General features: G+C 53.3%; 20 protein-coding genes. 18 read left to right on the top strand and 2 right to left on the bottom strand.

Features of this window, described 5'->3' with window-relative positions:
* Positions 1-140 precede the first annotated feature (140 nt).
* The 10 genes from C7820_RS09180 (at position 141) to C7820_RS09145 (ending at position 5,654) form a co-directional block, all read left to right on the top strand.
* Positions 141-443: a putative quinol monooxygenase gene (locus C7820_RS09180; RefSeq protein WP_116230694.1), complete on the top strand. Its 303-nt coding sequence runs from the start codon at positions 141-143 to the stop codon at positions 441-443.
* Positions 444-580: 137 nt separating this feature from the next.
* Entirely contained in the window at positions 581-775 is a 195-nt protein-coding gene (locus C7820_RS09175) for a small acid-soluble spore protein H (RefSeq protein ID WP_076166259.1), read from the top strand.
* A 16-nt stretch (positions 776-791) separates the two neighbouring features.
* On the top strand, positions 792-965 hold the full coding sequence (locus C7820_RS33410) for a hypothetical protein (RefSeq protein WP_167372827.1): 174 nt from the start codon (positions 792-794) through the stop codon (positions 963-965).
* A 177-nt stretch (positions 966-1,142) separates the two neighbouring features.
* A complete protein-coding gene (locus C7820_RS09170; RefSeq protein ID WP_116230693.1) occupies positions 1,143-1,538 on the top strand; it encodes a VOC family protein in 396 nt (131 codons plus the stop codon).
* 178 nt (positions 1,539-1,716) lie between these two features.
* Positions 1,717-2,160, top strand: coding sequence for an alpha/beta fold hydrolase (locus C7820_RS34025; RefSeq protein WP_309545748.1), 444 nt, complete (start codon positions 1,717-1,719; stop codon positions 2,158-2,160).
* Complete coding sequence (locus tag C7820_RS34020) at positions 2,121-2,471, top strand: alpha/beta fold hydrolase (RefSeq protein WP_309545747.1); 351 nt, start codon at positions 2,121-2,123, stop codon at positions 2,469-2,471. The genes C7820_RS34025 and C7820_RS34020 overlap by 40 nt, the downstream gene beginning before the upstream one ends.
* The gene (locus C7820_RS09160) at positions 2,472-3,059 is read left to right on the top strand and encodes a TetR/AcrR family transcriptional regulator (protein ID WP_116230692.1); all 588 of its coding nucleotides are present in this window, start codon (positions 2,472-2,474) and stop codon (positions 3,057-3,059) included.
* A 280-nt stretch (positions 3,060-3,339) separates the two neighbouring features.
* The gene (locus C7820_RS09155; RefSeq protein ID WP_116230691.1) at positions 3,340-3,756 is read left to right on the top strand and encodes a hypothetical protein; all 417 of its coding nucleotides are present in this window, start codon (positions 3,340-3,342) and stop codon (positions 3,754-3,756) included.
* Entirely contained in the window at positions 3,753-5,039 is a 1,287-nt protein-coding gene (locus tag C7820_RS09150) for an ammonium transporter (RefSeq protein WP_089547113.1), read from the top strand. Before C7820_RS09155 ends, C7820_RS09150 begins: the two co-directional genes overlap by 4 nt.
* A gap of 204 nt (positions 5,040-5,243) precedes the next feature.
* On the top strand, positions 5,244-5,654 hold the full coding sequence (locus tag C7820_RS09145) for a VOC family protein (RefSeq protein ID WP_116230690.1): 411 nt from the start codon (positions 5,244-5,246) through the stop codon (positions 5,652-5,654).
* Positions 5,655-5,783: 129 nt separating this feature from the next.
* On the opposite strand, the gene C7820_RS09140 is transcribed toward C7820_RS09145, so the two are convergent.
* Positions 5,784-6,650, bottom strand: coding sequence for an AraC family transcriptional regulator (locus tag C7820_RS09140; protein WP_116230689.1), 867 nt, complete (start codon positions 6,648-6,650; stop codon positions 5,784-5,786).
* A gap of 212 nt (positions 6,651-6,862) precedes the next feature.
* Here C7820_RS09140 and C7820_RS09135 point away from each other — a divergent pair, with 212 nt between their 5' ends.
* From C7820_RS09135 to C7820_RS09100, 8 genes are all read left to right on the top strand, one after another.
* A complete protein-coding gene (locus C7820_RS09135) occupies positions 6,863-7,708 on the top strand; it encodes an amidohydrolase family protein (RefSeq protein ID WP_181908980.1) in 846 nt (281 codons plus the stop codon).
* Between the two features lie 52 nt (positions 7,709-7,760).
* Positions 7,761-8,708 carry an aldo/keto reductase gene (locus C7820_RS09130; protein ID WP_116230688.1) on the top strand — a complete coding sequence of 316 codons (948 nt, stop codon included), beginning with the start codon at positions 7,761-7,763 and terminating at the stop codon, positions 8,706-8,708.
* A 1-nt stretch (position 8,709) separates the two neighbouring features.
* Positions 8,710-9,726: a zinc-binding alcohol dehydrogenase family protein gene (locus tag C7820_RS09125; protein WP_116230687.1), complete on the top strand. Its 1,017-nt coding sequence runs from the start codon at positions 8,710-8,712 to the stop codon at positions 9,724-9,726.
* Between the two features lie 136 nt (positions 9,727-9,862).
* Complete coding sequence (locus C7820_RS09120; protein ID WP_116230686.1) at positions 9,863-12,166, top strand: helix-turn-helix domain-containing protein; 2,304 nt, start codon at positions 9,863-9,865, stop codon at positions 12,164-12,166.
* Positions 12,167-12,477: 311 nt separating this feature from the next.
* Positions 12,478-13,332 carry an ABC transporter permease gene (locus C7820_RS09115; protein ID WP_076169336.1) on the top strand — a complete coding sequence of 285 codons (855 nt, stop codon included), beginning with the start codon at positions 12,478-12,480 and terminating at the stop codon, positions 13,330-13,332.
* A 27-nt stretch (positions 13,333-13,359) separates the two neighbouring features.
* Positions 13,360-14,280, top strand: a complete 921-nt coding sequence (locus tag C7820_RS09110) for a carbohydrate ABC transporter permease (protein ID WP_116230685.1) — start codon at positions 13,360-13,362, stop codon at positions 14,278-14,280.
* 70 nt (positions 14,281-14,350) lie between these two features.
* The gene (locus tag C7820_RS09105) at positions 14,351-16,015 is read left to right on the top strand and encodes an ABC transporter substrate-binding protein (protein WP_116231692.1); all 1,665 of its coding nucleotides are present in this window, start codon (positions 14,351-14,353) and stop codon (positions 16,013-16,015) included.
* A gap of 32 nt (positions 16,016-16,047) precedes the next feature.
* On the top strand, positions 16,048-18,456 hold the full coding sequence (locus C7820_RS09100; RefSeq protein ID WP_116230684.1) for a glycoside hydrolase family 95 protein: 2,409 nt from the start codon (positions 16,048-16,050) through the stop codon (positions 18,454-18,456).
* Positions 18,457-18,561: 105 nt separating this feature from the next.
* Here C7820_RS09100 and C7820_RS09095 read toward each other — a convergent pair whose 3' ends face one another.
* Positions 18,562-19,425, bottom strand: coding sequence for an AraC family transcriptional regulator (locus C7820_RS09095; protein WP_116230683.1), 864 nt, complete (start codon positions 19,423-19,425; stop codon positions 18,562-18,564).
* Positions 19,426-19,467 lie beyond the last annotated feature (42 nt).

The following is a 19,467-nucleotide window of genomic DNA, read 5'->3' as shown; positions in this document are numbered from 1 at the left end:
CCCTTTCTATTTGTTTTCACGAACTTTAGGACAGGTTCTCACAATCCCTGACCGTATCTGTCAGTAATTATCGTCTATACTGATGATAGTTGCGAGGGAATGAATCACATATACGAGTTGTGATGAAGGGGAGGACGAGAATGGAAAAATACGCTATGTTCGGCAAACTGACGGCAAAGCCGGGACAGCGCGATGAGCTCGCGAGAATGATGCTGGAATCCAGCGGGACGCTGGAGGATATGGAAGGCTGCATCTATTATATCCTGCATGAAGCGGAGGACAATCCGGATGACCTTTGGATTACGGAACTATGGGAAAGCAAGGAAGCTCACGCGGCCTCGTTGAAGAATGAGAAGGTGCTGGAGCTCATCGGACACTGCAGGCATCTCATTGCTGAAGCCGGCGGCATTAAGGTCCGGCCGATCGGAGGCAAAGGATTCTGATTCCTGATATAAACCATGTATGAGAGCAAACCGCGGATGCCGCGGTTTTTTGTTTCCGGGAGAGCGCGATGCATAACACCGCATGCCCCCGTACATAGTATAAGCGAACTCTACTCAACATTTGGAGGCATTACACAATGAACGTTCAAAGAGCACAGGAAATCGCATCCTCGCCAGTCATGGCAAACGTACTGCTGGATGGAACCCCCATCTATATACAGCATGTGGACGAGCTGAGCGAAACCGCACGCGTCTATCCGCTCGACAATCCGGAAGCTGAGCGGGAAGTACCGCTGTATTCGTTAGAGGAGCAGGATCATTTTCTGGGATAAAAAGGAGAGAATTGCGATGAAAGAAGTGCCTAAACAAAATGAAAAAGAGGCGGATCGGTTGAACGACTATGACGTCACCGATGATGTGGTACGGGAAGTTCCCGCCACGACCGATGCCAGTGATGCCGTCGCGGCCATGACTTCGCATATTAATAAGTATGATGTGCCCGATGAGCTGGAGGAAAAATAATCGACAAAGCTGTTAAAGCGTACAGGCGAACCTGTGCGCTTTATTGTTGTTCCCGATCGAATGTATTCACTTTTTATGCAAGTATAGCAATCGGGAATAAATCAGGCTCGTGATGATTTGATAGAATCAGCATGAGAACGAGTGTTTTGATCACATTTCATAGGGGAGAGATGGACGATGATTCAATGGGGAGACAAAAACATCGATGTCATCACGTTGTTTGTGGAAGATCTGCCGGAGGCCAAATCATTCTATGAGCGGGTATTCGGCCTTTCCTCCGTCTACGAGGATGACAACTCGGCAGTATATAACTTCGGGAACATGAGCGTCAATCTGCTGAAAATAACCGAAGCGGACGAGCTTACGCATCCGGCTCCGGTGGCAGACCGCGGGGCAGGAGCGAGGTTTGTGTTCACAATCCGCGTTGCTAACGTGGATGCGTTGTGTACAGAGCTGAATTCAGCCGGCGTTGCGCTGCTGAACGGTCCGATGGACCGCCCATGGGGAATCCGTACGGCAAGCTTCCAGGATCCGGGCGGGCATATCTGGGAAATCGCGCAGGAGCTGCGTTGATTCCTACGGAAATGGATTACAGGGAATTGTGGAAGACGGACAGAGCTTAAAGATGATGATAAGCTGAACCTCATGCGTTGAACCCAATGGGTTCGGCGTATTTTTTTCATTGACTAACTGTTCAACCAATAGTAATATGATGACATGATCAGGTAAATGATGGATGGAGGGATCCGGGATGGATTTGTATTATGAGATTCATGGCAGTGGAAAGCCCGTCATTTTTATACACAGCGGAGGCACGGACAGCAGGCTGTGGTCATTCTTGGCGCCATTAGTCGCCAATGATTACCAGGCTATTACTTTTGACGGCCGTGGTGCAGGCAAATCTCCTTCTCCCAAGGAACCGGCGAACTACGTCGGAGACTTGCATGAGCTGATGGATGACCTTCACCTGGATACCGCCGTCCTCATCGGGCATTCGGGAGGCGGCCAAATCGCCACCGACTTCAGCCTTCAATACCCGAATCGTGTTTCGGGCTTGGTGCTCATCGGCCCATCATTGACGGGCTATAAGCCATCACCAGAGTTTGAGCGCTGGATGAGTGAGGTGAACGCGGCCGCCCCGGATGCCGAAAAATCATGGAGCTCGCGTTCAGCGCTCCGCTGTACCGCGTCGTGATGTCCAGCCCGCAGCGCCGATTGATGATTGACATGTTCAGGCATCACCTGGCCAAGACAGCCGAGTGGGGGAGCTTCGAATCCGTTTGGCCGCAGCCTCCGGCCATCGGTCGATTAGAAGACCTTCACATACAAACCCTGCTTATGATCGGCGATAATGAGATCCCGGATAATGAACGCGTCGCAGAGCTGTTCCGGAGCTTGCCGAATGTTCGTTATGTCCAAATTCCGGGGACGGACCATATGATGCCATTAACCCATCCGGAGATGATGTACAGCTATATTGCCGAGTTTTTGAAGGAGAGACGTTAAATGCCTCGCACCCAGGAAGAGAATGAACGGATTCGTCAGCAGGCCAAGGCGAAGATCCGGGAAGCAGCCATAGAGCTTTTTATGAGAAAAGGTTATCATGCCACCTCGATCGATGACGTCTCCAAACACGCCGGTGTGTCCAAAGGGCTTCTATACAACTACTACAGTGGGAAAGAAGAATTGCTCGGGGCCATGGTCGAAGCGAGAATCGGGGAATTGATACAGGTCATGGAGAAGGCAGAGGCATTGGAGACGCCGGCTGAGCAGCTGAAACATATCGTTGAAGGGGCCGTCGATAATGTGCGGCGTTCTCCTGAGGTGTTCCGGTTCTACCTGCACCTGCAGACCCAGCCGGAAGCCGATGAAACCGTCGCCAAATACGGCAAGATCCTAATTGAGGAAAGTGCCCGCCAGTTTCAAATCCAGTGCCGCATGTTCGAAAAACTGGGAGCATCCGACCCGGTAGCGAGGTCATTGTATTTTTCCTCCGCACTGCAGGGAATCATGCTCATGATCTCGACATATCCGGATCAATTTCCGGTCGAGGCTATGAAACGGCAAATCATCGAGGATTTCTGCCAAGCTTAGCGCCAAATGTAAGACGGCAATCACCCGCTTTTTATAAATCCAAATGAACAGGGAACAGCTGCTGATGCAGCTGTTTTTTGCTGATTGAGGTCGTGTCATAGGAGGGCGTTTAAACGATAAAATTTATTAATAAAGCTGGTAACGATCGGATAAAAACGAATAGAAATACTTCATGAAAGCTTTTTTGCCAGGAGAGGTGTTTTCTCTATCAATCTATTGACTTCTACGATTAATGACCATATAATCAACTAAAGTGACCCGACGTGTAAGGAGACCTGACATGGTTATTATCGATGAAGTGTACCGCAATATCAGTTTTGATATGCCGGAACAGGAATTATTTATTTTACTCGAACGCGTTAAAGCGAAGAAGGAAGAAGACATAGAAGAGTTGAAAAACAAAATCGATAAATACGAGCAGAAACGCCGGGCGGAAGAGGCACTGTATCAATCCATGTCCCCGATCCGGCGCTTGTTTACAGGGCGGCCAGCCAGCCATCATCAGGCAGTTGAGTATATGGTCCATGTCAAAGAACGGTTCAAGAAGATCGACGCTATAAAGCGCAGTATTCGGGAACTGGATCAGGTACTTGATAGGCTGCGTTTACCGATAAGGGATTCAAACGAGGTATTTCTGTCTCCTGAACTGATCCGGGAAATCAGACTGCTTCAGGAAATGGAGGCTTCACAGGAATGAATTTAACGCTTGAATCTTTAGGTACGGGAATGGATACCGTATGGGTCGTTCTCAGCGCCGCCATGATTCTGTTAATGGAGGGCGGGTTCGCCTTGCTTGAGGCAGGATTTGTTCGTTACAAGAACAGCGTCAACATTATTATGAAGGTGTTCGCTGATATCACGATCGGCACGTTGGTTTTTTATGTATTCGGATTTGCGCTCATGTACGGAAAGGACGCCGGAGGGATCATCGGGACGAGCGGATTTGTCCTTGGGGGGGATTTATCCCACCTCCAGCTGCCAGTGTCGCTGGATACGTATTGGCTGTTCCAGGCGGCCTTCACCATCGCCGTCATCTCGATCGTATCGGGTGCTGTGGCCGAGCGGATCAATTTTAGAGCCTATTTGCTGTACATCGTCCTGATGACCGGCCTGATCTATCCGATCGGCGGCCACTGGGCCTGGGGCGGCGGATGGCTGACGAAGCTCGGCATGCAGGATTTTGCCGGCTCTGCCGTCATTCATGCGCTCGGCGGCTTCTCGGCCCTTGCGGCTGCGTTGATCGTGGGTCCCCGGAAAGGCAAATTCAATAAAGCGGGTGCCAGCACGATCGCCCTGCCCAGCAACCTGCCGCTCGCTTCGGTAGGGGCGTTCCTTCTCTGGTTCGGCTGGTTTGGCTTCAATGCGGGCAGCACGCTCAGTGCAACCGATGTCCGCATCGGACATATTGCGCTGACAACGATGCTGTCTGCCGCATCCGGCGGCGCGGTCACACTGGTGTACACGCTGTTCCGCTACCAGCGCTCCGACGCGCCATCCGTCATTAACGGCTCCTTGGCAGGTCTGGTCGGAATTACGGCCGGATGCGCTTTTGTCAGCGACAGCGCCGCCATCCTGATCGGTGCGATCTCGGGACTGCTTATGATGGCGGCAACGAGCTGGCTGGAGGGACGCCGGATTGACGATCCCGTCGGCGCCTTCCCGGTCCACGCCGTATCCGGTGCGTGGGGAACCCTTGCTGTTGGTCTGTTCGCAACAGACGGGGGCCTCTTTTACAGCGGCAGCTGGCATTTGCTTGGCGTTCAGGCGCTCGGACTGGCTGCGCTGGCGGCATGGGGATTTGTCCTTACTTGGGTCGGCCTTAAGCTGATTGGTCTCCTCGTCCCTGTTCGTTCCAGCGAGGAGGAAGAGGAAATCGGCCTCGACATCAGTTATCACGGCATTATGGCAGCGGACCGGTCCCACGAGTTTATCGATCATGAAGTCCGCTATTCAATGAGCGAAGAACATCGGAATGTATAGTTGTTTGTAAGGTTCAAAAGGAACACTTCGAATCACCCTCGAAGTGTTCCTTTTTATATTGCAGCATTTATTAGATACCGGGATGGGGTCTAAGCACCGCACCGCCAAATTCCAAGTTAGCAATCAGTAAGAAACGGAAGGTGATCCGCTGTGATACACTGATCTGGAAGAGTTGACAATCCACAGGGAAAGGAAGTATTCAAGATGGGCGTATTGAAACCTTTTATTTACTCGGAAAATGCAAGAAGTCAGGCGGATTTCTATATCCGTTCGCTTGGCGGCAATCTGGAATCCGTTATCACTCATGGGGAGTCGATGGGAGTACAGAATGACTTGCAGGATAAAGTGATTCATATGTGCTTATCGGTAGCCGGAGGCAACTATATTTTTATGTCGGACTCCATGGAATCGAATCTTCAAGGCAACAATATGTCGCTGAATATCGACTACCCTTCGTCAGAGGAAGCCCGCGAGGCATTCTCGAAGCTTGCCGATGGAGGTCATGTCATTTATCCGTTTGAACAGCAGCCGTTCGGGTTGTACCTGGGCGAACTTACGGACCGGTTTGGTGTCCGTTGGATGATTACTGCACCGTCGGTATCTACCCAATCCTAAGCGTTCCACAATTCAATAGGCCGTATCCGGAAACCCCGCTTGAACCTTTAGGTTAAAGCAGGGGTTATTTTGTTGTTCCGGCAAATTCCCGCTGGTGGGTGCTTCTGTTATTTTAATGAGCGGAGCTATCTATCGGGCTGTAGAGCTATGCCTGTAATGCGAAGGAGTCAGGCCGACAATCTGTTTGAATTTCCGGTGAAAATGAGGCATACTGTCAAACCCGCAGGCCGGGGCGATGCTGCTGATGCTGTCGTCGGTGTGAAGCAGCAGCTCTTTGGCCCGGATCACCCGTTTGACGTTGATGTAATCCGTTACGCTCATCCCGGTCAACTGTTTGAACACGCGGCTGAAATGGGCGGAGCTGACGGAAGCGAGCCGGCTTAAAGAGCTTAGGCTGATCTGCTCGCAGTAATGCCCATCGATATACAGCAAGCTTTGCCGCATCCAGTTCGGACCAACGAACGGGCTGCGGGAGCCGCTGCTCCCGGCACGTTGTTCCCGGTGGATCAGCAGCAATAGGTACTGAACGTACAGCACGATCGAGTGGCGGTAGCCCGGGGGTTGACCACTCAGCTCGGACTGAATGGCGGCCAGCTTGTCTTCGAGCTGCGACTCCAGCGCAGCGGGGCATTCCAGCTTATAAGCATGGTTGGAACTGCAGTTGTCAAAGCACTGCAAGTAAGAAAAGGATTCGCCCAAAGAAGACTGCCGGACGAGTTCGGGACTAAAAAACACGGCAGTGGACGTGACCGGATCGTCTTTGTCCGGGAACGCCTGGTGGATCGTGCTGCCGGGGATGATGAACAGATCCCCGCGGCGCATTTCGTAAATCGTCCGGTCAATAAAAAAGGAACCTTTGCCTGAGTGGACATACACCAGCTCATGCCAATCGTGAAGGTGATGCGGCAGTTCCAGCTGCGCCGTCTTTCGGTCGCGGTAATTGAATGAGAAAGGAAATTCCGGCTGCGCGTCAAATTGTTTGCGAATGGGATTCATAGCGTTGCCCCTTGAGCTTATTGGGAACCATCAGCCGAACCTTCACCTTCCGTAAACGATTCATAACAGAAGAGGAGGGTCAGCAAATGGGTTCGTTGTCTTGAAGATATCAAAATCGGATATGATTGTGCAAGATTTCGTTCTTTTAGAACCGATCCATAGTTGTTATATTGAGAAAAGAACTTCGTTTTACAAGAATGGAGGGAATTGCAATGCGAATAGACGCTCACCAGCATTACTGGAGTATCGCCCGGGACGACTACGGCTGGATTACGCCGTCCATTCCTGTCCTGTACCGGGATTATCAGCCGTCGGATCTGCTTCCGCATCTGGCAGAACATCATCTCGACGGAACGATCCTCGTGCAAGCTGCACCAACGTATGAAGAAACCGATTATATTCTCGAACTCGCGGCACACGATGATCGGGTTCTGGGCGTGGTCGGATATATGGATCTCGCGGATGATGATCACAAGGATCATTTTGAGCGCTTTGCGCAGCATCCCAAATTCGTCGGCTTCCGCCTCATGATCCAGGATATGGAGGATGCAAATGCGATCCTGGAACCTTCATACGCAGCTTCGCTCAAACACTATGCGAGCCTTGGTGTTCCGGTCGATTTGCTCGTCCGGTCCGATCAATTGGATACGCTGGTCCGGCTGATCGAGCAAATTCCGAATCTGCATGCGGTGATCGACCATCTGGCGAAACCGCGCATCGCCGCAGGGGAAATGGAGCCTTGGGCCGGATCCATGAAAAGGCTGGCGTCTTATCCGAACCTGTACTGCAAGCTGTCCGGCATGGTGACCGAGGCGGACCATGACGGCTGGAAGCCGGATCATCTGGAGCCTTATGTCCGTCATGTTCTGGACTGTTTTGGCGCAGACCGGGTGATGTTCGGCAGCGACTGGCCGGTATGCCTGATGGCTTCGAGCTACGACGGTGTCGTGGATGCTCTTTTGAAGACGCTTCCACCAACATGGGGGGCAGATGAGAGTTTGAAATTGTTTGGAGGCAACGCCGCAGCATTTTACCGGCTGAAGAATGAGACAAGATGACAAGCATCGCTGTGGGGGAAACGACTGAATCGAAGGGTTGGGTGAAACCGAAATGAAATACCGGAAACTAGGAAAAACGGGTCTGGAAGTATCGGCGCTCAGTTTTGGTGCCTCCTCGTTAGGCTCCGTATTCCGCGACACGGATGAGCAGGAGAGCCTGCGAACCGTCCACGAGGCGATTGACAGCGGGATCAACTACATTGACGTCTCGCCTTATTACGGATTGACCAAAGCCGAAACGGTACTCGGCAAGGCGCTTAAGGACATTCCGCGCGACCGGTACCTGCTGTCAACCAAGGCCGGACGATACGGGGAGAACGAATTCGATTTTTCCCATAACCGGATTGTGACGAGTCTGGATGAAAGCCTGAAGCGGCTGAACGTGGATGAAGTGGATATTCTGTTCCTCCATGATATCGAGTTCGTCCCGGCGCAAATCATCCTGGAGGAAGCCCTACCTGCGCTTGAAAAGCTCAAGCAGGCGGGCAAAATCCGGTTTGCCGGCATTTGCGGACTGCCGCTAGCGCTGTTTGAAACGCTGCTGCCGCAAATCGATGTCGACGCGATCATTTCCTACTGCCATTATTCGCTGAATGACACCAGTCTGCTGGACTTGCTGCCGCTTCTTGAGGAAAGGAATACGGGGCTCGTTAACGCCTCCCCTATCTCCATGGGACTGCTGAGCACCCGGGGAACGCCCGCCTGGCATCCGGCCGATCCGGAAATCAAGGAGGCCTGTCTGAAGGCGGCACAGTTCTGCGCGGACCAAGGGGAGGATATCGCGAAGCTCGCGGTACAGTTTTCCACCTCCAATGAGCGCATTCCCACCACGCTGGTCAGCACAGCCAACCCGGAAAATATCCGCAGGAATGCTTCCTGGGTGGAGGAGCCGGTGGATGAACGTCTGCTAAGCGAAGTGCTCGCCATTTTGGAACCTGTGCATAACCGGACCTGGACCAGCGGAAGGCCCGAATATAACACGAAAATAGGGGAGGCGTGAGATGAAAGGCATCATATGTTCAGACGTCGGCCGATTTGACATGGCGCTGGATCTGCCGGAGCCCGTGATGGAGCCGGGTCATGCGGTGGTCGAGATCAAGCGGGTCGGGATTTGCGGAACCGATCTGCACGCATTCCGCGGCAACCAGCCGTTTTTTACGTATCCGAGAATCCTAGGCCATGAGCTGGCAGGTATTATTAAGGAAATCGGCCCTAACCGTGATGGGCTTGAAGCCGGCGATCAGGTGAGCATCATCCCTTATTTGCACTGCGGGACATGCATTGCCTGCCGAAGCGGGAAGACGAACTGCTGTACGGATATGCAGGTCCTTGGCGTTCATACGGACGGCGGCATGCGTGAGCGGATTGCCGTTCCGGTGACCCACTTGATTCGCACGAACGGGCTGACGCTGGACCAGACCGCGGTCATTGAACCGCTGGCCATAGGTGCCCATGCCGTGCGAAGATCGGGGCTGACGGCCGGCGAGACGGCGCTCGTCATCGGGGGCGGGCCGATTGGGCTCGGGGTCATGGCCTTTGCAAAGGCCAGCGGTGCCCATGTGCTCGCGATGGATGTGAATGACGAACGCCTTGCTTTCTGCAAGCAATGGATTGAGGCGGATACGCTGGTGAATGCATTGCAGAATCCCGATGAACAAATTGCGGCGGCCTGCGGCGGGGAGCTGCCTTCGGTCGTGTTTGACGCTACGGGAAACGCACAGTCGATGACTGACGCTTTCCGCTATACCGCCCATGGCGGAAGATTGGTCTATGTCGGATTGGTCAAAGCGGATATCCGGTTCCACGATCCGGAATTCCATAAACGGGAGCTGACGCTGCTGGCCAGCCGCAACGCAACGCGCGAAGACTTCATGCACGTGCTGCATACGATCCGGTCCGGCGGGATCGACGTCGCTCCATACGTCACGCACCGGACCGCATTTGACGATATGATTGAACAATTTAACCATTGGCTGGACCCGGCTGCCAAGGTCATCAAAGCGATGGTAGATATGTAAGCTCATAGCTGGATGAAGCACTAAAGAAAACGGCCGTCTTCGAAGACGGTCGTTTTTCTCAACTTAGCGGTGATTGGAAGGAACAAAGCCGCAGGCGGCTGACTCATTCGATATCCATGAAAGGTCAGGTGGTTCCATGAAACAGGTGTGGCTGAACATTTCGCCGGTTTTTCGCAGATTCCTTATGTCTTATATGATCGTGCTGATGATCCCGCTGATTGCAGGATATGTGTCTTACCGGACGTCGATCGATGTAGCGGAGCAAAGTTCTCTGAAGACCAGCATCATGACGCTGCAGCAGAGCAAGGATCTGATAGAGCGCAGGCTCGCGGAAGTACAGGGCTTTACCAAACAGCTCGCCATTAATCAGGATTTAGCCAGGCTCATGACAGCGCGTTCGGACGAGCAGAATTACGACGTATACGGTCTGTGGAAAATGATGCGGGATATCGCAAGTTACAGCCAGACCAACGACTTCCTTTCGAATTTTTACATCTACCTCCGCAACAGCCATCTGGTGCTTACGCCAAGCACGGTCTATTACCGGCCGGAGCTGTTTTACGAATCGAACCATTATGAAGGCATGACCTTTGAGACTTGGAAAAAGAACTTTCTCGAGAAGAGCAACCTCAGCATGGTCGTTCCCCAGCACGATTACGTGACAAAGACACATCAGCAAACGGTGGTTACCTTCGTGCAGGCCCTGCCCCTGAACAGCTTCGATACACCTCTCGCTTCCGTCGTGGTCCTGATCGATACGAAGAAAATGTCCACATACCTATCAGGGATAACCGATCAATATGGAGGTTGGGCATTCGTCAGGAACCATGATGGGGAAACCGTCCTGTCTGAGGGGATCACTGGCAGCGACATAGCCAAAATCCGAAATATTCCTTCAGGTAAACCCGGCGATATCAGCCGTGCGGTGGATGACATGCTGCTCATATCCATCCGGGATGAATTAAGCGGCTGGGTCTACACGGCCGGCGTCCCGAAATCTGCTCTCATGATCAATGCGAACCGAATCAAGAACATCACCGGAATACTTACCGCGGTTTCATTAATTTCCGGACTTGTCATCGGACTTGTGCTGGCATACCGGAGCAGCGCCCCGATCAACAATCTGATAAATTCACTCAAGAAACAGCTTGGATTGGAACTCAGTACAGGTATCCAAGACTACGATTTTATCGCGGGAAACATTTCAAGCCTGATTGCGAGCAACAGACAGCTGGAACAAGAGCTCCACAACCAGGTGCCGTTGATCCGTGACGCTTTCATCAAACGGCTGTTGGTTGGAGAATTTTACAACGAAGAAGAACTGGCCGCTGCTTCCGCACAAGCGGGTGTGAACATTAAAGGTGACGCAGGTTACGCCGGCCTGGCTAAAATCAACACCTATGGCGGTTCAGACAGCCGCGAATCGCTCGCGGAATCCAGTGTGGCCCGCCTTATTGTGCGTCAGTCCCTCATGGAGGCCGAGCCCGATATGCTGGTAACGGATTGGGGGCAGGATAAGCTGGCCTTTTTGCTGCTGCGCACAAGCAAGCTGGCCCCGGATGAGGCCTTGGTGATACAAAGGCTGCAGGATCTGGCGGGCACGCTGTTCAGCCATTATCACATGCCTGTCCAGTTCGGAATGGGGAGGCCCTTCGAGGCGCTGGCGGATGTCGGGCGTTCGTTCGGCGAAGCGGCGGAGGCTCTGGACTATGCGGCGTTCACCGATGAGGGAGGCGTCATTCGGTATGAGGACTCAAGCAGGGACGCGTCGTTATTTTATTATCCGATCGAAACGGAAACGCGGCTGCTGAACACGATCAAGTCAGGAGATGGCAAGGAAGCGATGCGGATCCTCGAACACATTGCCGTACGGAATTTTCAGGAGAGGGAGCTGTCCCGTGAAATGACAGAGCAGCTGATCGGCGAACTCAAGGGAACGCTGCTCAAGCTGCTGGATCAAAAGGCGGGAGATGATCCCGAGTTTACAGAGAACCTCCAGTGGCGGATCGCTCAAATCCAGCCGTTCGAAGGGACCGACAGGCTGCTCGGACAAATGGGCGAAATGATCGGCCTCTATTGTTCGATGATCGAGGAGAAAAAGAACGCCCTGCATCATCAGACGGTACGGCAGGTGAAGGATTATCTTGAGTCTGCGTACGGGGATGCGGACTTGACGCTGTACCACATCGCCAAGCAGGTTGGAAGGCCGGAAAAGTATGTCTCCACGGTATTCAAGGAAAGCGAGGGGGAGCCTTGGTTCGATTACCTGGAACGGCTGCGCATCGATAAAGCGTCCGAGCTGCTGCTGAACCGGGCTTTGAAAATCGACGATATTGCCGAAAGGGTCGGCTATAACAGCGCACATTCATTCCGGCGGGCATTCAAGCGGGCCCGGGGGATCTCCCCGAGCATGTTCCGGGAGGCGGCCGAATTAGGATGACTCGCATTGATTCAGCACTGATCGAATGCGCTTTCATCGCAAAATGTACGCTTGATCGCGGATTGTACGGTCGGGTTGTGGATGCTTCCGCCGCAATTGTACCTTTACGGTCGTGGAGCGGAGATTTTACCATGAATTCTGTAAGCGCTACCATTACAGACGATTCCGGAGTCGTAACGTGAAGGGGGAATATGCTTGTGAAGGCTGTATCAGTTCAGCCGCAGACGGAGACCCGGGAGAGGAGCACTTCCAAAAATTATTGGAAGGAAGCCAAGAAAAGTCTGAGGAAGCACTGGCAGCTGTATTTACTGGTGATACCGCCGGTCCTGTTCTTTATTCTTTTCAAATACCTCCCGATGGCGAACGCGGTGCTTGCATTCAAGAACTATCAGGTGACCAAGGGAATATGGGGAAGCCCCTGGGTGGGGACGAAGTACTTCGACATGCTGTTTAACAATCCGCAATTCTGGACGCTGATCAAGAACACGTTGTTTCTGTCTCTGTATCAGCTGGCAGCCACTTTTCCGATCCCGATCATTCTGGCCCTGCTGCTCAATGAGGTGCGAAGCCTCCGTTTCAAAAAAGCGGTTCAGCTGATTACGTATGCGCCGTTTTTTATTTCGACCGTCGTCATGGTCTCCATTATTATGATCTTTCTGGCTCCGCGGCTCGGATTGCTGAACGTGATTCTTAATGCAATGGGCATGGAATCCACGAATTTTCTCGGCGACCCGACCAAGTTCAGATCCGTTTACGTATGGTCGGAAGTGTGGCAAACCACCGGATACTCCTGTGTCATTTATTTGGCGGCATTGGCTGGCGTGGACCCGTCGCTCTATGAAGCGGCCAAAGTGGACGGGGCTTCCAGGCTGCAAAAAATCATCCATGTGGACATTCCGGGCATTCTGCCGGCCGCCGTCATCATCCTGATCCTAAGCGTCGGCAATATCATGTCGCTGGGCTTTGAGAAAGTGTATCTCATGCAGAACCCGTTAAACCTGCAATCTTCAGAGATCATTTCCACGTATGTGTACAAAATCGGTTTGCTGAACGCCAATTACAGCTTTGCCACAGCCGTGGGCTTGTTCAATTCGGTGATTAACCTGATTCTGCTCGTGGCGGTCAATGCCGTCTCGCGGCGGATATCCGAGAACAGCCTGTGGTAATTCAAAATGAACAAGGGAGGGGAGGCTATGGCTGTTATACAGACGACCAGTTCCATATCGTCAAGGAGGAAAATTCGCGAATCGGCAGGAGACCGCGTTTTCCTCAGTATCACCTACATCCTGCTCAGTTTGATCCTCGTTGCCGTACTTTACCCGCTCATTTATATCGTCAGCTCATCAATCAGCAGTCCGCAGGCCGTCGCATCCGGCAAGGTCTGGCTGTGGCCGGTTGATATCTCATTTGCCGGATACAAAACGGTCTTCAGCAACGACCAGATTCTGGTCGGCTACGGAAACTCGCTATTCTATACCTGCTGCGGGACCTTGATCAGCGTCATCCTGACGGTGGCGATCGCCTATCCGTTATCGAAAAAGACGTTTTTTGGGCGCAATGTGCTCATGATGTTCATCACGTTCACCTTTCTGTTTTCCGGCGGCCTGATTCCTACGTATCTCGTCGTCAAGGGACTTCATCTGATCGATACGAGGTGGGCGCTGCTGCTGCCAAATGCGATCTTTGTATTCCAGGTCATAATTGCCCGCACCTTTTTTAAAGCGTCCATTCCGGAAGAGCTGAACGATGCCGCCGAAATCGACGGCTGCAGCGACATCCGCTTTTTGCTCAGCGTCGTCATTCCGCTGTCCAAGCCGATCCTGGCCGTATTGACGCTGGTGTATGCGGTCGCGCAGTGGAACGCCTTTTTCGACGCGCTAATCTATCTGAAGTCGCAGCATTTGTATCCGCTCCAGCTAACGCTGCGCAGCATTCTGATTCAAAATTTCTCCGGCGGCAATATGGACGCAAGCGAGCAGGTCAAGCGGCAGGAGCTTGCCTATTTGATGAAATATTCTCTCATCGTGGTCGCAAGCCTGCCTGTGCTGATCCTGTATCCCTTTATCCAGCGGTATTTCGTTCAAGGGATGCTGATCGGATCGATTAAGGGCTAAACCGCATAACAGTGGATGACTTAGCAGTGGAGCTTTTCAATTTTTGATGGAAAAGGGGCGTGTCGTGTTCATGAAGAAACGTGTTTACCGAGGCTGGTTCAGCTTGATTGCGCTGGTGCTTGTTCTCGCAGGCTGTTCCGGGGGGGCATCACCGAATGATTCGGGAGCGGAGGGCGGATCTGCGGGAACAGGCGGGGAAACCGGAACCGTTCCGATCAGCGTATTCGTCAATACCGACGGCAACATCGACTATAAAACAAACCAGTTCACCAAAGTGCTGGAGAAAAAAGCAAACGTCAAACTGCAGTTTACCGAGGTACCTTATGACGGCGCAGCGGAGAAACGCCAAATTTCCCTCGCCAGCGGCGACTACCCGGATTTGTACATGCTGATTCCGTGGGTCGACAAGTTCTCCCAATCGGATCTGGTGAAGTTCGGGCAGCAGGGCGTGATCCTTCCCTTGAACGATTTGATCGATCAATATGCCCCCAACATCAAGAAGGCGCTGGACGACCACCCGGATTACAAAGCGATGTCCATCGCTCCGGACGGCAACATCTACGGGCTAACTATGCTGAACGAATGTTTTCACTGCTCTTACCCCAACAAAATGTGGGTGAACACCAGCTGGCTGAAGAAGCTCAATTTGGAGGTCCCTAAAACGACGGAAGATTTCAAGAAGATGCTTGAAGCCTTCAAGACCAAGGATCCAAACGGCAACGGCAAAGCCGACGAGGTTCCTCTGAGCGGTTCCATCGAAAATTTTGGCGTGCACATTCTACCTTTTCTAATGAACGGCTTTATCTATGATGACGATAAATACTATCTGACGGTGAATGGCGATAAAGTAGACATCGCGGCCAACAAGCCGGAATGGAAGGAAGGACTTGCCTATGCCAGGTCGCTGTATGCCGAAGGCTTGATTGACCCGGGGGCATTCACACAGAACGCCGACGCGTTCAAGCTGATCGGCAACAATACCGCAACCGAGCTTCTGGGTGCGGGAGCATCGATGCATCCGGCGATATTCACGGATACCGGGGAGGGCAATAAGTACAGCTCTCATTACGATGCCATTCCTCCGCTGCAGGGGCCCCATGCCGCATATGCCACATTTAATTACCCGGTCGAGCCGGGAGCTACCTTCGTCTTGACCAACAAGGCAAGCAAAGAAGTCCAAATCGCTGCTATCAAAATGCTGGACTACATTTATACCGAAGAGGGACAGCTGCTGGGTAACTATGGAGAGGAGGGCAAGGACTGGGTAAAGCCGAAAGAAGGAGACGTGCCATTGAACGAAAAGGCGAGACCGATTTTCAAAACGCTGGAGCAGCCGGCGGGCTCCGAGCCGCGAAACAGTGCGTGGGGAGCAACCGCCCAATACGACCATACCCGGGAGTTCCGCGATGGCTGGATTCAGGAAACCGATATTTATAAAAATTCGGGTTATGAGCGCAGATTGCAGGAAGCGACCTACCTGTACGAGAATAAACAACCTAAGGAGGTCTATCCCAATTGGTCGGTTTGGATCGATCCAGCGGCTGCCGACGAGCAAAGCATGCTTCAGCAAAATATAAAGGACTACGTGGATCAAAATGCCCTGCAGTTTGTGACCGGCGCCAAGAACCTGGACAAAGACTGGGATGCTTACGTCAAAGGGCTGGACGCATTAAATCTGAAGCGGTATTTGGAAATCATGCAGCAGGCGTATGACACGACCAAAAAAGCAGAATAAAACGAACCTTTTTATCGAACCGGAGGGGAAGCATGAAACTTCAATATGACAAACCTGCTACAGTATGGACGGAAGCGCTTCCGATCGGCAACGGCCGGATTGGCGCCATGGTGTTTGGAGGCGTGGCCGATGAGCGGATCCAGCTGAACGAAGACACGCTGTGGTCGGGATATCCGCGGGACACGAATAATCCTGAGGCTTTGGAGGTATTGCCCCGGGTGCGCGAGCTGATCCGCAGCGGGCAATACGAGGAAGCCGACCGTGCGGCGAAAGGAATGATGGGTGCCTACAGCCAGTCCTATCTTCCGCTCGGAGATCTGCATATCGAGTTGGAGCAGGAGGGAGAAGCTTCGTTCACGGGCTACAAAAGAGAGCTGGATCTCGCTGAGGGCATTACTCGTGTTGAATACACGGTTGGCGGCGTGGTGTATACGAGGGAGATGTTCGTATCCCATCCGGACCAGGTTCTGGTCGTCCGTCTGACTTCCAGCGAGGCAGGGAAGCTGAATTTTCGGGCAGCGCTCAGCAGTCCGCTGCGCAGCGTGACGGAGGCGGAGAGCGGCGCCCTGGTCCTTCGGGGTACCGCACCGGAACAGGTTTGGCCCAATTATTACCGCAACGATGATCCCATTATCTATGGTGATCCGGATACGACGGAAGCGGTGCGTTTTCAAGGACGCCTGGCAGCAGTAACCGAGGGTGGCAGCGCAGCGGTCAGCGAATCCGGCATCCGCGTTCAAGGCGCAACGGCGGTAACCCTTTATTTCAGCGCCGCAACGAGCTTTAGCGGCTTTGATAAACTGCCCGGAAGCCAAGGCAAAGATGAGAAACGGGCCGCCAAGGACGATTTGGACAGAGCTATTCAAGGCAATTATGAAGGCCAGCGCCAAACGCATATTGCCGATCACCGCTCGCTGTTCGACCGGATCCAGTTGTCGCTTGGGGTAAGCAAGGCAGGAGAAGAACTATCGACAGAGGATCGGATTGTCCGCTATGGCGCCGACGATCCGGGGCTGGTGGAATTACTGTTCCATTATGGCCGATACCTGATGATCGCAAGTTCGAGGCCCGGAACCCAGCCGGCGAATCTGCAGGGAATATGGAACCAGGAGATGCGCCCCCCGTGGAGCAGCAACTGGACACTGAATATCAATGCAGAAATGAATTACTGGCCGGCCGAAACGGCGAATCTGTCCGAGCTGCATGAGCCGCTGCTTCGCTTTATCGGCGACTTGGCCCGGAACGGCGGGACAACGGCCCGGACTCACTATGGCGCCCGCGGCTGGACCGCCCACCACAACTCGGACATTTGGGCGATGTCCAATCCCGTAGGCGATTACGGGCATGGCGATCCGGTATGGTGCATGTGGCCGATGGGCGGTGTCTGGCTGTGCCAGCACTTGTGGGAGCATTTTGCATTCAGCCGTGACGAGAAGTATTTGCGGGAACATGTCTACCCGGTGATGAAGGAAGCGGCTCTGTTCTGCCTGGATTGGCTGCATGACGACGGCAGCGGCCGGCTTATCACTTCGCCGTCAACGTCGCCGGAGCATAAATTCAGAACGCCGGCGGGCGGTCTGGCTGCGGTCAGCGAAGCATCGACGATGGATCTGATGCTGATCTGGGACCTGCTCACGAATTTAATTGAAGCGTCCGAGACGCTGGAGGAAGACGAAGCGCTGCGGCAGGAGTGGCTTGAGGCCAGGGAGCGTCTCCTGCCGCTGCAGGTCGGAAAGTACGGTCAGCTTCAGGAATGGTCCAAGGATTTCGAAGACGAGGATGTCCACCACCGTCACGCGTCTCATATGTTCGGCGTCTATCCGGGCCGGCAGCTCACCAAGCGGCAGTCGCCGGTTTTATTCGAGGCCGCCCGGCGTTCCCTGGAACGGCGGGGCGATGACGGAACAGGCTGGAGTCTCGGCTGGAAGGTCGCTCTATGGGCCCGGTTCGGCGAAGGCGACCGTTCGCTAGCGTTGCTCTCCAACCTGCTGCGCCTCGTCCGCGAAGATGAACCGGATAATTATCACCATGGCGGGGTGTACGCGAATTTGTTCGACGCCCATCCGCCGTTCCAAATTGACGGCAATTTTGCGGCGACGGCCGGGATTGCCGAAATGCTGCTTCAGTCCCATCAGGGATATTTGGAGTTCCTTCCGGCTCTGCCTGCATCTTGGCCGAACGGATTTGTGAAGGGCCTTCGTGCGCGCGGAGGGTTTGAGGTCAGCCTGGATTGGAAAGATGGAAGGCTTGCGGAAGCTGAGATTGTCTCCCATGCCGGATCAACCCTGTCCATCTATTCGCTGAATCCGCTGACGATCTTGGCGGATGACAACAGCATTCCTGTTCAACAGACTGGAGAGAACTTGTACTCATTCCCTACGGCTGCGGGCATGACGTACCGCTTATTGCTTGAGCCATCCGTTCAACAAGGAAGGCTCTGATTGTTGAAGCCCTGCCGAAAGTTCGGCAGGGCTTTTTCATTTGAAATGGGGATAGTCAAGCGCGATCACCTTCGTTAGAACGAGAACGCCTGGAGCCAGTCGGCTTCATTCCCTGCGCCGAAAACCGGAGCGGTAGCTGCGGGCAGACATCCGCGTGACCGACTTGAATACTTTTTCAAAATGCGAAAAGTTCTCGAACCCCACATCTTCCGACACCCGAATGATGCGTTCGTCTGTTTCGCGCAGCAGTCGCTGGGCCTCCTTGATCCGGGTAATGCCGATATATTCGATCAGGCCAAACCCGGTATACTTCTTGAACGACCGGCTCAGATGGCTGGGGCTCAAGTAGAACTGTTCACTCAGGCCGCTCAAAGTCAGGGGCTCCCGGTAATGCTCCGAGATGTAGCTGGCGATGGCGTTCATGCGGGCTGCGGCGGGAGAGACCGTGTCTTCGGGCGCCCCCTGCTTGTACGCTGCGGACTGCCTGGCCGCAAACAGCAATGCCTGTCCCGCAGCATGCCGGACGGCCATCCGGTAACCGGGAGCCTCTTCCTGGATCTCCCGGAGCATTTCATAGAGCAGCTGCTCGATCCGAAGCTTGTCCTGATCCGGTAAATGCACCACGCGGTGGGGACCGTGGAACGGAGCAAGCAGCAGCTCGGCCTCATCCGGCTGGAGCGGCTCGAAATACGATTCGTTGACATAAATGACGATGCGTTCATGGTTCGGCACACCGGTGTCCGAGGTTTTATGCACTTCATTACCCGGGATGAACACCAAATCTCCGGACCGGACCCGATATACCCGGTCTTTTATAAAGTAAAAGCGTTCGCCGCCAAACAAATAATACAGCTCATAATGTTTGTGCATATGATCCTCCGACATGGAGAAGTGTCCTTTGCGTCGGTTATATTCTACTGAAAAGGGATCGGACGCGTTTCCGTACCGCAGCTCCTGGTGTAAAGCCATAATCGATCCTCCACATGCGCAATAAATGCGGGATTTTCATCA

Source organism: Paenibacillus sp. VMFN-D1, assembly GCF_003386155.1.
GTDB lineage: Bacteria > Bacillota > Bacilli > Paenibacillales > Paenibacillaceae > Paenibacillus_AQ > Paenibacillus_AQ favisporus.
Note: the sequence above shows the minus strand (reverse complement) of the source record. Positions and strands in the feature narration are given on the sequence as shown.

Coding starts and splice junctions, on each gene's coding strand:
- C7820_RS09180 (WP_116230694.1), top strand. CDS start 141: ATGGAAAAATACGCTATGTTCGGCAAACTGACGGCAAAGCCGGGACAG.
- C7820_RS09175 (WP_076166259.1), top strand. CDS start 581: ATGAACGTTCAAAGAGCACAGGAAATCGCATCCTCGCCAGTCATGGCA.
- C7820_RS33410 (WP_167372827.1), top strand. CDS start 792: ATGAAAGAAGTGCCTAAACAAAATGAAAAAGAGGCGGATCGGTTGAAC.
- C7820_RS09170 (WP_116230693.1), top strand. CDS start 1,143: ATGATTCAATGGGGAGACAAAAACATCGATGTCATCACGTTGTTTGTG.
- C7820_RS34025 (WP_309545748.1), top strand. CDS start 1,717: ATGGATTTGTATTATGAGATTCATGGCAGTGGAAAGCCCGTCATTTTT.
- C7820_RS34020 (WP_309545747.1), top strand. CDS start 2,121: ATGGAGCTCGCGTTCAGCGCTCCGCTGTACCGCGTCGTGATGTCCAGC.
- C7820_RS09160 (WP_116230692.1), top strand. CDS start 2,472: ATGCCTCGCACCCAGGAAGAGAATGAACGGATTCGTCAGCAGGCCAAG.
- C7820_RS09155 (WP_116230691.1), top strand. CDS start 3,340: ATGGTTATTATCGATGAAGTGTACCGCAATATCAGTTTTGATATGCCG.
- C7820_RS09150 (WP_089547113.1), top strand. CDS start 3,753: ATGAATTTAACGCTTGAATCTTTAGGTACGGGAATGGATACCGTATGG.
- C7820_RS09145 (WP_116230690.1), top strand. CDS start 5,244: ATGGGCGTATTGAAACCTTTTATTTACTCGGAAAATGCAAGAAGTCAG.
- C7820_RS09140 (WP_116230689.1), bottom strand. CDS start 6,650: ATGAATCCCATTCGCAAACAATTTGACGCGCAGCCGGAATTTCCTTTC.
- C7820_RS09135 (WP_181908980.1), top strand. CDS start 6,863: ATGCGAATAGACGCTCACCAGCATTACTGGAGTATCGCCCGGGACGAC.
- C7820_RS09130 (WP_116230688.1), top strand. CDS start 7,761: ATGAAATACCGGAAACTAGGAAAAACGGGTCTGGAAGTATCGGCGCTC.
- C7820_RS09125 (WP_116230687.1), top strand. CDS start 8,710: ATGAAAGGCATCATATGTTCAGACGTCGGCCGATTTGACATGGCGCTG.
- C7820_RS09120 (WP_116230686.1), top strand. CDS start 9,863: ATGAAACAGGTGTGGCTGAACATTTCGCCGGTTTTTCGCAGATTCCTT.
- C7820_RS09110 (WP_116230685.1), top strand. CDS start 13,360: ATGGCTGTTATACAGACGACCAGTTCCATATCGTCAAGGAGGAAAATT.
- C7820_RS09105 (WP_116231692.1), top strand. CDS start 14,351: ATGAAGAAACGTGTTTACCGAGGCTGGTTCAGCTTGATTGCGCTGGTG.
- C7820_RS09100 (WP_116230684.1), top strand. CDS start 16,048: ATGAAACTTCAATATGACAAACCTGCTACAGTATGGACGGAAGCGCTT.
- C7820_RS09095 (WP_116230683.1), bottom strand. CDS start 19,425: ATGGCTTTACACCAGGAGCTGCGGTACGGAAACGCGTCCGATCCCTTT.